Genomic DNA, 13,018 nt, shown 5'->3' with positions numbered 1-13,018 from the left:
ATGGGTGCTCTGACGAAAGCTGAGATGGCCGAAAGGCTGTACGAGGAGCTGGGGCTTAACAAGCGTGAGGCCAAGGAGCTGGTCGAGCTGTTTTTTGAAGAAATTCGGCACGCACTTGAAGAGAACGAGCAGGTCAAGTTGTCCGGTTTCGGCAACTTCGACCTTCGCGACAAACGCCAGCGGCCGGGCCGCAACCCCAAGACAGGGGAAGAGATCCCGATCACTGCACGGCGCGTCGTCACCTTTCGTCCAGGGCAGAAGTTGAAGGCCCGGGTTGAGGCCTATGCTGGAACCAAGCCATAACGACGAACTGCCCCCCATACCGGGCAAACGCTACTTCACCATTGGTGAAGTGAGCGAGTTGTGTGCCGTTAAGCCACACGTGCTGCGGTATTGGGAGCAGGAGTTTCCTCAGCTCAACCCTGTGAAGCGGCGGGGGAACCGGCGGTATTATCAGCGGCAGGATGTGCTGATGATTCGCCAGATCCGGGCCCTGCTGTATGACCAGGGGTTTACCATTGGCGGGGCGCGGTTGCGGCTTTCCAGTGATGAGGTGAAGGATGAATCTAGCCAGTACAAGCAGCTGATTCGGCAGATGATTGTTGAATTGGAGGATGTATTGGTGGTGTTGAAGAAGTGACCTCGCGGTTTTTCTGATGAGTGGAAATTTTTTGAGAAAAAGGTTTCATTTATCAGGAGGTTAGGGTACATTCTTCAACGTTCTCAGAGATTTTGAGAATGTAGTCGGGGCGTAGCGCAGCCCGGTAGCGCACTTGCATGGGGTGCAAGGGGTCGAGTGTTCGAATCACTCCGTCCCGACCAAAAAACTCCAAAGAATCCAGTCACTTAGCGGTGACTGGATTTTTTTATGCCTGTCCGTTTCTACTTGGTTAGTAATTTTGCCCCACTTTTTGCCCCACCGAATTTCAACAGTCGTTTGTCAAGAATTAGCGCCTGTTTAAACAATCCCACCACATCCGATCCGTCCTGACTGATCCACTTCGCACAGATCGCTGGCAAGCCTGCTATCACAAGGTTATGTTATCGCTAACATTTGATGCTATGGTGTCGATCAACCGTTACCCGTTGTTGGTGTGGAGAGCTGCCGATGTTGACGTGTGGAGAGTTGTTGGTTGAGTTGCTGGAAGGTTTGGGCGTGGATACCGTGTTCGGTATTCCAGGCGTGCACACGGTGGAGCTGTATCGCGGCTTGCCCGCCACGCAGATCCGCCATGTAACGCCGCGCCATGAGCAGGGCGCAGGTTTCATGGCCGATGGCTATGCGCGTGTTTCGGGCAAGCCTGGGGTGTGTTTCATCATCACCGGGCCCGGCATGACCAATATCACCACCGCCATGGCCCAGGCCTATGCAGACTCGATCCCGATGCTGGTGATCTCCAGTGTCAACAACACCGAACAGTTGGGCATGGGCGGCGGTCGTCTTCATGAGTTGCCGTCGCAGCGTAATCTGGTGTCCGGAGTGGCGGCGTTCAGCCATACGCTGATGCGACCGGACGAGCTACCCGCTGTGCTGGCCCGCGCTTTTGCGGTGTTCAACGGTGCGCGTCCACGGCCGGTGCATATCGAGATTCCTATCAATGTCATCACCGCCCCGGCGGACCACGTGGTACGCAAGTTGGGTGCGATCCCCAGTCGCCCGGGCCCGTGTCTGGCAGCCATCGAGCGCGCGGCGCAGATGCTCAAGACAGCCGAGCGGCCGTTGGTGCTGCTGGGCGGTGGCTGCGCCGATGCCGGCAGTGAAGCGCTGCGTCTGATTGAAGCGCTGGACGCACCGACAGCCTACACCATCAATGCCAAGGGGGTTTTGCCCAAGGGCCATCCGCTGGCGCTGGGCTGCAATCAGTCCTGCGTGCCGGTGCGCCAGATGGTGCTGGCCTCGGACGTGGTGCTGGCGATTGGCACCGAGCTGGGTGAAACCGATTATGACGGGGTGTTCGACGGCAATTTTCGTATTGAAAGCCAGCTGATCCGTATCGATATCGACGCCGAGCAACTGAACTGCAATTACCCGGCAGACCTCGCGATTCTCAGCGACGCTCGCCAGGCCATGGCCGCGTTGGCCGCTGCCCTGGGTGAAGGGCGCGCCTTCAGCGCGGACAGCCCCGGTGCACAGCGCGCCGCTGTCGTGCGCGAGCAATTGGAAGCGCAGTGGCATGCAGCCTGGCGCGGTCAGCGTCAAGTGTTGGAAACTTTGCAGAGCGCCCTGCCAGAGCTGATTGTGGCGGGCGACTCGACGCAGCCGGTGTACTCGGGCAACCACCTGTTCGAGGCCACCCGGCCCCGCAGCTGGTTCAACTCCGCCACCGGTTACGGCACCCTCGGCTATGGCCTGCCCGCGGCCATCGGCGCCAAATTGGCCGCGCCGTTGCGTCCGGTGGTGGCATTGATCGGTGACGGCGGTATTCAGTTCACCCTGCCGGAACTGGCCTCGGCGGTGGAGGCGGACGCGCCGATCATTGTGCTGCTGTGGAACAACAGCGGTTACGGCGAGATCAAGCGCTACATGCAGAACCGCGATATCCCCACCATTGGCGTCGATATCTACACCCCGGACTTCCAGGGCCTGGCTAAGGCGTTCGGTTGTCATGCGCATCAGGCCGATAGCCTTGAACACCTGGCCGAACTGCTCCAGAACGCCGCCACCGCCCAGCGCCCCACCGTGATCGAGGTCTGCGAGCAGGCGCCGTTCCTGCAGTAGCCGACGACGCTGTGCCCGGGGATAATGCGCGCTCCCGAGAAGCGCCAGAGGCCAGGATGTCGACCAAGAGCAAACCCACGCTACAGGACGTAGCCCGGCTCGCCGGTGTGTCTGGCATGACAGTGTCGAGGGCGCTGTCCAAGCCCGACGTGGTGTCGGCGCAAACCCGGCACAAGATCGAGCAGGCGGTGCGTGAGCTTGGCTATGTGCCCAACCTTGCAGCCAGCCAACTGGTGACACGGCGCAGCGGGATCATCGGGGCGTTGATTACTACCATCACCAACCCGATTCTCGCGGCGACCCTCGAACCCCTGCAGCAGGGCCTGGCCAAGGCCGGGTTTCACCTGCTGATCGGCGAAACCCGTTTTTCCCAGGATGAAGAAGCCAGGCTGCTGCGTGCGTTTCTGGGGCGCCAGCTCGATGGCCTGATTCTCGCTTACGGCTACCACTCACCTGAAACCCTCGAACTGCTGCAGGCCACCGATGTGCCGGTGGTCGAGCTGTGGGACTTGCCCGAAGGGGCTGTGCCACGCCAGCCGGTGGGGCAGGTGGTGGGCTTCTCGAACTGGGCGGCCGGCGCTGCCGCCGGTCGTCACTTGCTGGCCAGCGGTTACCGCAAGCCCGCGTTCTTTGGCGCTGACGGTGAGCGTGAAGACCTGCGCTTTGCCGGCTTTCGTCAGGCAGTGACCGAGGGGCTCGGGTTGGAGCCGTTGCGGATGAACACTTCACCAGTGCCCGGTGTCGATGACGGTGTCGACATTATCGAGAAAATCAGCACAGGCAAGATCGACTGCGACGGCGCCTTTTTCACCAACGACATGCCAGCGATGGGCGCGCTGTTCGCTGCTCAGCGCAGCGGCATTGCTGTGCCGGACGATCTGGGCATTTGCGGCTTTGGCGACCTGCCCATTGCACGGGTGGCAATGCCTTCGCTGACCACGGTGCGCATCCCTGCGGAGGAGGTTGCCAATGCCACGGTCGATCTGTTGTGCCAGCGCATCCGCGGTGAGCAGGCGCGGGCGTCATTGGTGGATGTCGGCTGCGCGTTGATCGCACGTGAGTCGACCGCACGGCGAGTGGTGCAGCCATGACTGACTCCACCTTCGATCTGGCCTGCTGGCTGGGCCAGGAAGCGGAGCTGGTTGATGCCATCGGCCAGCCGCAGTTTCCGGCGCGGCTGCTGCAGGCACTGTTCACCGCTGTGCCGATCGACACCGCGTTCATCGTCGCCCACGCCCCCGCTCATCCACCGCTGATGCTGGAAGAGGGGCGGGTGCTGGCGGCGCGGCGCACAGAAGTGCATCGCTACCTGAGCGGTCCTTATCTACTCGACCCGGTGCACTTGGCCTGTGTCGAAGGCACGCCTCGGGGGCTTGTACGCCTGGCGGACATCGCCCCCGATGAGTTTCACGCTTCCGAGTATTACCGCAGCTTTTACGCTTCCCATGGTTTGGCGGACGAAGTGAACATCCTGATCGACCTGCCGGGCGGCGGCGGTATCGCCGTGTCGATGGGGCGACTTGCCGGTCACGGTGCGTTCAGCGCTGCTGAGCTGGCAGTGCTGGCGAGTATCGATCCGTTGATCGCGGCGAGTGCACGGCGCCACTGGGCCGCTGGCCCGGTCATCGAAGATGGCGCCAAGCAAGCGCTGCACACCCACCTGGAGCACGCTTTCAACTGCTTTGGCGCTGCCTGCCTGACCGAGCGCGAAGCGCAAATCGCGCGTTTGATCCTGCGCGGGCATTCGTCCAAGTCGGTGGCCAGCGAGCTGGCGATCAGCACCGACACCGTGCGGGTGCACCGCAAGAACATTCACGCCAAGCTCGGCATCAATTCGCAGGGCGAATTGTTCTCTTTGTTCCTCAGCGCCATTGCCAAGCCTGAAGTGGTCTGAGGGCACTTACCCTGATTTGGGTATGGTTCGCTGCAGTGGCCGTTTCTAGGATGTTGCTCATTGTCACCCTCAATCGCGCTATCGAGACTTGGAGAACACAATGAGTGCATTCACCCTGAAACATCGCCGCAACGGCGGCGACACCCCGCGCCTGGAGCAATGGGGCGCCGATTCTGAATATGGCCTGCTGCGTGATGTGCTGCTGGGCCCGGTAGAAAACTATCAGTGGCTGGAGACCAGCTCCATTTCGCGCAAGAGCCTGCGCCTGGGCTACCAGTTCGATGCAGGCGTGGCCCGCACCCAGCATGCTGAGATGGTCGATGCCTACCGTGAGGCGGGCGTAAACGTACACATGCTGCCTACCGACCCGAGCCTCAAATACCAGGTGTTCGCCCGCGACTCCAGCGTAATGACCCCGTTTGGCCCGATCGTCACGCAAATGGCGCAGTGGTGGCGCCGTGGTGAATACGCCCCGGTGATCCAGTTCTACCAGGACAAGGGCATCCCGATTTACGACATGATCACTGCCGGCTCTTTCGAGGGCGGCGACTTCATGATGCTGCAGCCGGGCGTCATTCTTTGCGGCTACACCGGTGAGCGCTCGCAGACGCCGGCGGTGCAGCAAATGAAGGGCTGGCTCGAAGCCGAAGGCTGGGAAGTGAAGCTGTACGGCATGGACCCGTTCTTCGTGCACATGGACGCGCTTTGCGTCATGCTCGCGCCGGGTGTGGCGGCGGTGTGCGTGGATGCGGTGGAGCCGGAGCTGGTGAACTGGCTGAAGGCGAAAGGCATTGAAATCGTCGACATTCCGTTCAAAGACGCCATGGAGCTGGGTTGCAACGTCGTCGCGCTCGGCGAGGGCAGGGTGTTGCTGCCGGCCACCAGCAAAACACTGAAGGAGAAATGCCTGGCGCTAGGGCTCAAGGTCTACGACCCGGACATCGGCATGATCGCCAAGGGTGGTGGCGGCGTGCACTGCATGTGCCAGCCGTTGCGTCGCGACCCGGCCTGATTACAGGTTACTGCGCCGACTGCAGCAGCCAGTCGACAAAGCGCTTGACCTTGGCATCGCGGCAGTGACGTGGCACCACCACGTAGTAGCTGCCGCAATCCAGTGCTTGCTCACTGGCAATCACCAGGCTGCCTTCGCTGACTTCGCGTTCGACGAAAAACCGTGGCAGCACCGTGGCCCCAAGGCCGTGCAAGGCGGCATCCAGCACAAACTGAAAATGCTCCAGGCGTTGCCCTGGCAGGCTTTCGATCTCTTTGGCGGTGAGGCCTGCGCTGCTCAGCCACAATTGCGTGGATGACTTGGTCAGGTCGGTCAATGAACTGTGATGGATCATCGGATAGCGCAGAATTTCGCTGCGCTGAACGATGGGGCCGAAGCGCTCCAGCAAGTCGGGTACGCACACTGCGACCATGTCACCCGGCATCAGGTAATGCGCGTCGAACGCCTCCCAGTTGCCATCCCCAAAGAGAATGCCCACGTCATACCCCTCCTGGCGGTCGTAGAGCCGACGCAGGTCGTTCATGATTTCCAGCTCCACCTCCGGGAACTCACGGGTATAGGCCCGCAACCGAGGTAACAGCCAACGGGTGGTGAAAGAAGGCTCGGCACCCACGCGCAAATGTCCGGAGTGGCTGCTGCGCACACGGTGCGTGGCCGCTTCCAGCTGATTGAGCAACAGGCTCACCTCTTGCACGTACTCACGCCCTTGGTCGGTGAGCAACAGGCGCTGGCGCTTTTTATCCACCAACGGGCAGCCGAGCATCTCCTCCAGGTTCTTGATCTGGCGGCTGACGGCGCTTTGCGTCAGGTTCAGTTCTTCTGCCGCACGGGTCACGCTCATATGGCGTGCGAAGGCGGCGAAGCAACTGAGGGAGATCATGCTGGGGAGCTGACGGTGCATGGGAGTTCATGACGTTTTGGAATGAATATGTACACGATAAATCGATATTCGCTGATCCACAAGCGCCATACCCTAGGTTGCGACGGAGCGGAAATGGGCGGGCGCATCCCCAATGTGCGCAGGTACAGGGAAATACCGAACTGTTCATCGAATACGACAGCTGTCCGGCGGAACCATAATGACTCCAATAACCCACGAACAGATACTGCGCACAGACCTGGCCGCCGCTTACCGGCTGCTGGAAGCCAATGGCTGGAGCGATCAGGTCTTCACCCATATTTCGGTTAAGTTGCCAACCGAGGAACCTGCGTTCCTGATCAACCAGTACGGCCTGCGCCCAGATGAGATCACCGCATCGAATCTGGTCGCCATCGACGTCAACGGCAATAAGCTGGATGACTGCGCGCCCGAGGTTAATCCTGCCGGCTTCACCATTCACAGCGCCATTCACATGCATCGCCACGATGCGGTCTGCGTGATGCACACCCACACCTTGGCCGGAATGGCTGTAGCGGCGCTGGAAGAAGGGCTGTTGCCGCTGAACCAGACCAACATGATGTTTTACAATCGCTTGGCCTACTACGACTACGAGGGCGTGCCGCTGGACCTGGAAGTGCGCCAGCGCATCGTTGCCGCCCTGGGTGACAAGCACAGCGCGATCCTGCGTAACCACGGCCTGATGACTGTAGGCCGTAGCGTTGCCGAGGCCTACTACCGCATGTTCTACCTGAACAAGGCCTGCGAAATTCAACTGGAAGCGATGAAAACCGGCCGACCGCTGATCGTGCCGGACCACGACGCTTGCGAGTTCGTCGCCAGCCAACTGGAGCATGAACCCTATTACCAGGAAGGTGTTGACCTGGTATGGAGCGCCGAGCTGCGCAGATTGGACCGCCTCGACGCAACGTTCAGGGACTGAAAAGTCCGCTGTGTGAACCGGCCGTCTCAGTGCGGCCGTAACGCCATCTACTACAAATACAACAAGGTGTGATCATGCAAGAACAGCCCGATCCAGAAGCAGTCTTGAATCAACCCAGAGGCCTTTTGAGCCAGTACAGCACCGCTCAGTTGTTGCGCTTTCTGATCCCTTCGCTGATCGGCGTGTTGTTGTTCATGGTGCCGTTTGACATCAACGGCAAAAACAACATCCTCATCGCCTTTGTCATTGACTACATCAACGATGTGGTCAAGCCGCTGATGGTGCCCGTCACTGTAGCCGTGGCAACCATTCCCAGCCTGCTCACCGTGCTTGTGACCTTCAGCTCCCTGAAGAACCACCCTAACCGCTTCGTCCAGTTGTTCAATCCAGGCCTGGGCTGGACCGCCGTGCGCGTCGTCGGCGCAGTGCTGATGGTGATGACCTATTGGAAGATCGGCCCGGAGTGGGTTTCGCATCGCAATACCGGCGGCGTGATGCTCTATGACGTGGGCCCAGTGGTATTGGCCATGTACTTCCTGTCGGCCGTGTTGCTGCCGCTGCTCACTGACTATGGCCTGATGGAGTTCATCGGCAGCCTGGTCAGCCGCGGTTTTGAAAAGCTCTTCGGCTTGCCGGGTCGTGCGGCTGTCGACTGCATGGCTTCATGGCTGGCGGCCTCCAGCGTCGGCATCATTCTGACCACTCAGCAATACCGCCAGGGCTTCTACACCAGCCGTGAGGCGTGCGTGATCGCCACCAACTTCTCCGTTGTGTCGATTGCCTATTCCTACTTGTTGCTGAAGCTGATCGGCATGGAACATGTGTTCGTGCAGTGGTACCTGTCGGTCGCCGTCACCGGTCTTCTCTGCGCCCTGATCGTACCCAAGCTGCCGCCACTGCGGGGCAAGCTCGACGCCTATCACCCGACGGTGGGCAAGCAGGTCAAGACCGATCGTCTGGAAGGCGAGGGCCTTGTCGCCCTGGGCCTGCGCCGCGCCATCGAGCGTGCCGACAGCGCCCCGTCGATGCTTGCCCAGCTTAAACACGGTATACACGTGAGCCTGGACATCGCCATCTCGGTGTACCCGGCGATGATGGTGGTTGGCTGCCTGGGCTTGTCGCTGGTGGAGTTCACGCCGCTGTTCAAATACATGTCGATGCCGCTGATTCCGTACATGGAAATGCTGCAGCTGCCAGAAGCGCAGCAGGCCGCACCAGCGCTGCTGGCCGGCATGGTCGACAGCATCATGCCGTCGATTCTCGGCGCCAGTATCCACAGCGAAGTCACCCGCTTCGTCATGGTCGGTGTGGCGGTCAACCAGATCATCTTCTTCACCGAGGCGGCCATCTTGCTGGTGCGCGCCGACATCGGCCTGAGGCTGCGTGACCTGCTGCTGATTTACGTGGTGCGGGTCATGGTGTCGCTGCCAATCCTGGCCTTGTTCGCACACCTGGTCGTCGGCTGACACAGCGGCCGGGGCACCGCCTGGTGTTCCGGTCCACGCTCTCAAACAAGATTCCCGAATCGGATTTTCACTGCAATGGACAAACACACTGACTTTCGCTCGTCGAACACTCCAGGGCCAGCGGGCGCCGCTGACCTGGTGCTGCTCAACGGCCGCATTTACACCGTCGATGAGCGCAACCCGTGGGCAGAAGCGGTGGCCATCCTTGGCGGGCGCTTCATCGCCGTTGGCAGCAACGCCGAGATGGACAGCCTGATCGGTGCGCATACCCAGGTAACGGACCTTGATGGCCGCTTTGCCATGCCCGGCCTGTACGACATGCACACCCACCCGGACTTGAAGCTGGCACCCGGCTACGCCGGTTATCTGGAGGTCGGCGCCGAAGACCCGACGCCAGCGCAGGTCAAGCAATCCATCCTCGACTACGCCGCTGCGCACCCTGGCGATGGTTGGGTGTATGGTCAGTACTTTGTGCGCTACACCTTCAAACAGACCGGCCTGGTGCCCGGCCGCGACTGGCTGGACGGCATTTTGCCCGATCGCCCGGTGGCCATTCTCGATCGCTCCTGGGGCTGCATGATGGTCAACTCCAAAGCCCTGGAGCTGGCCGGCATCGACGCCGACACCCTCGACCCACGTCACGGCTACATCGAGCGTGACACTGTGACGGGCGAGCCGACCGGCATTCTGGTCGATGGCGCCTACGCGTTGATTCATGCGGCCATGCCACCCACGCCGCAGCACGCGCTCAAGCGTGCGTACCGTGAAGGCGTGTGGTTCCAGAGCGGGCAGGGCGTGGTCGGTACCAAATACGTTCACGTGTGCGAACACCGCCTCAACGCGCTCAAGGCCATCGACCAGGTCGGCGAATTGTCGGTTCGGGTAGAAGCGGCGATCAGCTGGCAAGACGACATCTTCCCGGTCAAGCGCCGCTGGGAGCTGTTGGCCGGCGAGCGTCACTACTACCGCAGTGCGCGCCTCAACGCCAACGCAGTGAAGTTTCACTTCGACGGCACCCACGAGTCGCGCTCGTCCTACTTGTCCAGCGCCTGGCCGGGTGACAGCAGCTGGCGTGGCCACCTCAACCTGACGCCGGAACACATCGTCGACATGGTGGTGGACATGGACCGCAAAGGCATTCGCGTCATCGCCCACTGCACCGGCGACGGCGCTTCGGACCTGTTCCTCGATGCCGTGGCGCAAGCCCGTAAACGCAATGGCGACAGTGGCGTACGCCACCAGTGCGCGCACAGCACCACCTTGCTCGACGCCAATCTGCCGCGCTTTGCCGAGTTGCAGGTGACTGCAGAATTTTCGCCAGTGGGCTGGTTCCCCTCGTCGTTTGCCAATGCCCGCGCGGTGTTCGGCGAGGACCGCATGCAACGCGCCTATAACTTCAAAGGCGTACTGGAGCACGGCGGCGTGGCGGTAATGGGGACCGACTGGCCCGTGTCGAGCATCAACCCATGGATCGGTTTCGAGGCCATGGTCACCCGGGAAAATCCCTGGGGCGAGGAGGAGGGACGCTTCTACGGCGAGCCCATTGCCCTGGAGCAAGCAATTCGCGTCATGACCCTCAACGGTGCCTGGTGCATGGGCATCGAAGACAAGGCAGGCTCGATCGAAGTGGGCAAATCTGCCGACCTGATCGTGCTGGACCGCAACCTCTTCGAGGTGCAAGCCAAGGGCAACATTCATAACACTCAGGTGCAACTGACCTTGCTCGAAGGCGAGGTGACCTGGGACCGCCATGGCGAATTTGACGACACAGCCCACGCCGCGACCTGGCGCAGGGAATTGCCGAACTTCTGATAGGCACGGCCGGGGTACGCCCTGGCCACTGACCAAGAGGCACGACCATGAGCAAACGCAAATCTGTCCCGGTGACTATCGTCTCGGGCTTTCTCGGTGCCGGCAAAACCACCCTGTTGAACCGCATCCTCAACAGCGACCACGGCCTGCGCATGGCGGTGATGGTCAACGACTTTGGCGCGATCAACATCGACAGCCAGTTGATTGTCAGCCAGACCCAAACCACCGTCAGTCTGGCCAATGGTTGCATCTGCTGCACGGTAGAAAGCGATCTGATCGAACAGCTCGGGCGCTTGTTGGACGACCACGCCAACCGCCCGGAATACATCGTCATCGAAGCCAGCGGTGTCTCCAACCCAAGCAAAATCGCCAACACCCTGCGCTACCCGCAGTTTCGCGAAGCACTGAGCATCGACAGCATCCTCACCGTGGTCGACGCTGCGCAGTTCGAAGACCTGCAAGGCGACATGGCACAGCTGGCCATGGAGCAACTGGATGTGGCCGACATCATCGTGCTGAACAAGATTGACCAGGTCAGCCGCGAGCAGATCGAAGCCCTGAAAGCGCGTTGGCTGTACCCGAATGCCCGGTTGTTGGAGAGTGAATACGGTGAAGTGCCGCTGGAGCTGGTGCTGGGCATCGCCGCGTTCAAAGACAGCGTCAAATGCCGGCCGGTAACTGCACCCCTGACGCCGGTACTCACCACTGCGCAGGAGCAGAACCACGCAGCAATCTTCGATACATGGAGCTTCTCCAGCGACCGCCCGCTGGCGCTCAAGGCCTTGCGCAAAACATTGGCCGAACTGCCGAGCGAGATCTACCGGGCCAAGGGTGTTTGCCAGATCGTTGAAGCACCGGGCAAGCGTTGCGTGTTGCATGTGGTCGGCAACCGCAGCGAGATCAAGCCGCAAGACGGTTGGGAGGGTAAGGCGCCGAGTACTCAGCTAATCCTGATCGGCAAGCGTGGCGCGATCAATGCCGAACAGTTTCAAGCGGCGTTTGAGGCGTGTGTTGTTGCGGGGTGACCTGCCCTGCACGGCGCAGCAAATCGCGGGGCAAGCCCGCTTCCACAGGGTCAGCGCCAACCCGCTGGCCGTCTGGCATGGCCCACCCGGTACTATAGCGTCGGATAACTACCCGGCAACAGAATGTCTTGATCGATCTGGTTGACGTCGGTGTAGCCACATAACGCCATGCTCAGGTCCATCTCTTTGGCAATAATCTCCAGCGTTTGTCGAACACCCTGTTCGCCCAAGGCGCCCAGGCCATAGAGGTGGGCTCTGCCAATCAGTGTACCTTTGGCACCGAGTGCCAGCGCCTTGATCACGTCCTGTCCACTGCGAATGCCACTGTCGAGCCAGACTTCAATGTGGTTGCCGACGGCGTCAACGATGGCGGGCAACATAGTGATGCTCGACGGCGCACCATCGAGCTGGCGACCACCGTGGTTGCTCACGATCAGCGCATCGGCGCCCACTTTTACCGCCATACGTGCGTCCTCTGCATCGAGGATGCCCTTGAGTACCAACTTGCCGCCCCAACGCTGTTTGACCCATTCGATATCGTCCCAGCACAGGCTCGGGTCGAATTGGTCGTAAGTCCATTCAGCCAGCTGACGCAGGTCGTCGACGCCTTTGACATGGCCCATGATGTTGCCGAAATAGCGTCGGCGGGTGCCGAGCATGCCTTTGATCCAGCGGGGTTTGCTCAACATGTTGAGGATGTTGGCCGGGGTCATCCGCGGTGGGGTGCTCAGGCCGTTTTTCAGGTCTTTATGGCGCTGGCCGCCCAACTGCAAATCAAGCGTCAACACCAGTGCATCACAACCGGCTGCCTTTGCACGATCGATCAGGCGGCCAATGAACGCCCGGTCGCGCAGCATGTACAGCTGGAACCAGAACGGCGACCCAACCTCTTCAGCGATATCCTCCAGCGAGCAGATACTCACGGTCGACAAGGTATAGCGAACACCGGCCGCCGCCGCTGCGCGCGCTGCGAGGATTTCACCGTCGGCGTGCATCATGCCGGCTAGCCCGGTAGGGGCTATAGCGACGGGCATGGCCATGTCGATGCCGAGCATTGGTGCTCTCAGCGAGCGGTTCTCGATATTGCGCGCTACGCGCTGGCGAAGCTTGATCCTGGCGAAATCATCTTGGTTTTCCCGATAGGTACTTTCGGTCCAGGAACCGGTATCGACATAGTCATAGAACATCCGCGGCACACGCCGCTGAGCTAATTGGCGAAGGTCTTCAACACACGTAATGACGGGCATACAGCCGCTCCCCCAGAGACAGT

General features: G+C 60.7%; 12 protein-coding genes and 1 tRNA gene. 11 read left to right on the top strand and 2 right to left on the bottom strand.

What is annotated here, in order from left to right; translation table 11 throughout:
- The 7 genes from ihfA to ACIPW4_RS20975 all read left to right on the top strand — a co-directional run bounded on the left by ihfA (window position 1) and on the right by ACIPW4_RS20975 (window position 5,625).
- Window positions 1–303: an integration host factor subunit alpha gene (ihfA, locus tag ACIPW4_RS21005; protein ID WP_003250679.1), complete on the top strand. Its 303-nt coding sequence runs from the start codon at window positions 1–3 to the stop codon at window positions 301–303.
- Window positions 284–640: a MerR family transcriptional regulator gene (locus ACIPW4_RS21000; protein ID WP_008100384.1), complete on the top strand. Its 357-nt coding sequence runs from the start codon at window positions 284–286 to the stop codon at window positions 638–640. The genes ihfA and ACIPW4_RS21000 overlap by 20 nt, the downstream gene beginning before the upstream one ends.
- A 105-nt stretch (window positions 641–745) precedes the next feature.
- Window positions 746–822: transfer RNA gene (locus ACIPW4_RS20995), tRNA-Pro, on the top strand.
- A 286-nt stretch (window positions 823–1,108) separates the two neighbouring features.
- Complete coding sequence (locus ACIPW4_RS20990) at window positions 1,109–2,719, top strand: 5-guanidino-2-oxopentanoate decarboxylase (RefSeq protein ID WP_400661145.1); 1,611 nt, start codon at window positions 1,109–1,111, stop codon at window positions 2,717–2,719.
- Between the two features lie 56 nt (window positions 2,720–2,775).
- On the top strand, window positions 2,776–3,810 hold the full coding sequence (locus tag ACIPW4_RS20985; protein ID WP_400661143.1) for a LacI family DNA-binding transcriptional regulator: 1,035 nt from the start codon (window positions 2,776–2,778) through the stop codon (window positions 3,808–3,810).
- The gene (locus ACIPW4_RS20980; RefSeq protein WP_400661141.1) at window positions 3,807–4,613 is read left to right on the top strand and encodes a LuxR C-terminal-related transcriptional regulator; all 807 of its coding nucleotides are present in this window, start codon (window positions 3,807–3,809) and stop codon (window positions 4,611–4,613) included. The genes ACIPW4_RS20985 and ACIPW4_RS20980 overlap by 4 nt, the downstream gene beginning before the upstream one ends.
- A 100-nt stretch (window positions 4,614–4,713) precedes the next feature.
- Entirely contained in the window at window positions 4,714–5,625 is a 912-nt protein-coding gene (locus ACIPW4_RS20975) for a dimethylarginine dimethylaminohydrolase family protein (RefSeq protein WP_400661139.1), read from the top strand.
- A gap of 7 nt (window positions 5,626–5,632) precedes the next feature.
- On the opposite strand, the gene ACIPW4_RS20970 is transcribed toward ACIPW4_RS20975, so the two are convergent.
- Window positions 5,633–6,526, bottom strand: a complete 894-nt coding sequence (locus ACIPW4_RS20970) for a LysR substrate-binding domain-containing protein (RefSeq protein WP_400661138.1) — start codon at window positions 6,524–6,526, stop codon at window positions 5,633–5,635.
- Between the two features lie 178 nt (window positions 6,527–6,704).
- On the opposite strand from ACIPW4_RS20970, the gene ACIPW4_RS20965 reads away from it, so the two are divergent.
- From ACIPW4_RS20965 to ACIPW4_RS20950, 4 genes are all read left to right on the top strand, one after another.
- Window positions 6,705–7,445 carry a class II aldolase/adducin family protein gene (locus ACIPW4_RS20965; RefSeq protein WP_400661137.1) on the top strand — a complete coding sequence of 247 codons (741 nt, stop codon included), beginning with the start codon at window positions 6,705–6,707 and terminating at the stop codon, window positions 7,443–7,445.
- Between the two features lie 125 nt (window positions 7,446–7,570).
- Complete coding sequence (locus tag ACIPW4_RS20960; RefSeq protein ID WP_400661135.1) at window positions 7,571–8,911, top strand: YjiH family protein; 1,341 nt, start codon at window positions 7,571–7,573, stop codon at window positions 8,909–8,911.
- Between the two features lie 75 nt (window positions 8,912–8,986).
- Window positions 8,987–10,723, top strand: coding sequence for an amidohydrolase (locus ACIPW4_RS20955; RefSeq protein WP_400661133.1), 1,737 nt, complete (start codon window positions 8,987–8,989; stop codon window positions 10,721–10,723).
- A 47-nt stretch (window positions 10,724–10,770) separates the two neighbouring features.
- Window positions 10,771–11,748, top strand: a complete 978-nt coding sequence (locus tag ACIPW4_RS20950; protein WP_400661131.1) for a CobW family GTP-binding protein — start codon at window positions 10,771–10,773, stop codon at window positions 11,746–11,748.
- A 92-nt stretch (window positions 11,749–11,840) separates the two neighbouring features.
- Here the strand turns inward: ACIPW4_RS20950 and ACIPW4_RS20945 are convergent, their stop codons facing one another.
- Complete coding sequence (locus ACIPW4_RS20945) at window positions 11,841–12,995, bottom strand: L-lactate dehydrogenase (protein WP_400661130.1); 1,155 nt, start codon at window positions 12,993–12,995, stop codon at window positions 11,841–11,843.
- Window positions 12,996–13,018: the final 23 nt, after the last annotated feature.

The sequence above is a fragment of the Pseudomonas sp. NPDC089996 genome (assembly GCF_044748405.1).
Taxonomy (GTDB): Bacteria; Pseudomonadota; Gammaproteobacteria; order Pseudomonadales; family Pseudomonadaceae; genus Aquipseudomonas.
This window is presented reverse-complemented; position numbering and strand designations above follow the sequence as displayed.

Coding starts and splice junctions, on each gene's coding strand:
- ihfA (WP_003250679.1), top strand. CDS start 1: ATGGGTGCTCTGACGAAAGCTGAGATGGCCGAAAGGCTGTACGAGGAG.
- ACIPW4_RS21000 (WP_008100384.1), top strand. CDS start 284: ATGCTGGAACCAAGCCATAACGACGAACTGCCCCCCATACCGGGCAAA.
- ACIPW4_RS20990 (WP_400661145.1), top strand. CDS start 1,109: ATGTTGACGTGTGGAGAGTTGTTGGTTGAGTTGCTGGAAGGTTTGGGC.
- ACIPW4_RS20985 (WP_400661143.1), top strand. CDS start 2,776: ATGTCGACCAAGAGCAAACCCACGCTACAGGACGTAGCCCGGCTCGCC.
- ACIPW4_RS20980 (WP_400661141.1), top strand. CDS start 3,807: ATGACTGACTCCACCTTCGATCTGGCCTGCTGGCTGGGCCAGGAAGCG.
- ACIPW4_RS20975 (WP_400661139.1), top strand. CDS start 4,714: ATGAGTGCATTCACCCTGAAACATCGCCGCAACGGCGGCGACACCCCG.
- ACIPW4_RS20970 (WP_400661138.1), bottom strand. CDS start 6,526: ATGCACCGTCAGCTCCCCAGCATGATCTCCCTCAGTTGCTTCGCCGCC.
- ACIPW4_RS20965 (WP_400661137.1), top strand. CDS start 6,705: ATGACTCCAATAACCCACGAACAGATACTGCGCACAGACCTGGCCGCC.
- ACIPW4_RS20955 (WP_400661133.1), top strand. CDS start 8,987: ATGGACAAACACACTGACTTTCGCTCGTCGAACACTCCAGGGCCAGCG.
- ACIPW4_RS20950 (WP_400661131.1), top strand. CDS start 10,771: ATGAGCAAACGCAAATCTGTCCCGGTGACTATCGTCTCGGGCTTTCTC.
- ACIPW4_RS20945 (WP_400661130.1), bottom strand. CDS start 12,995: ATGCCCGTCATTACGTGTGTTGAAGACCTTCGCCAATTAGCTCAGCGG.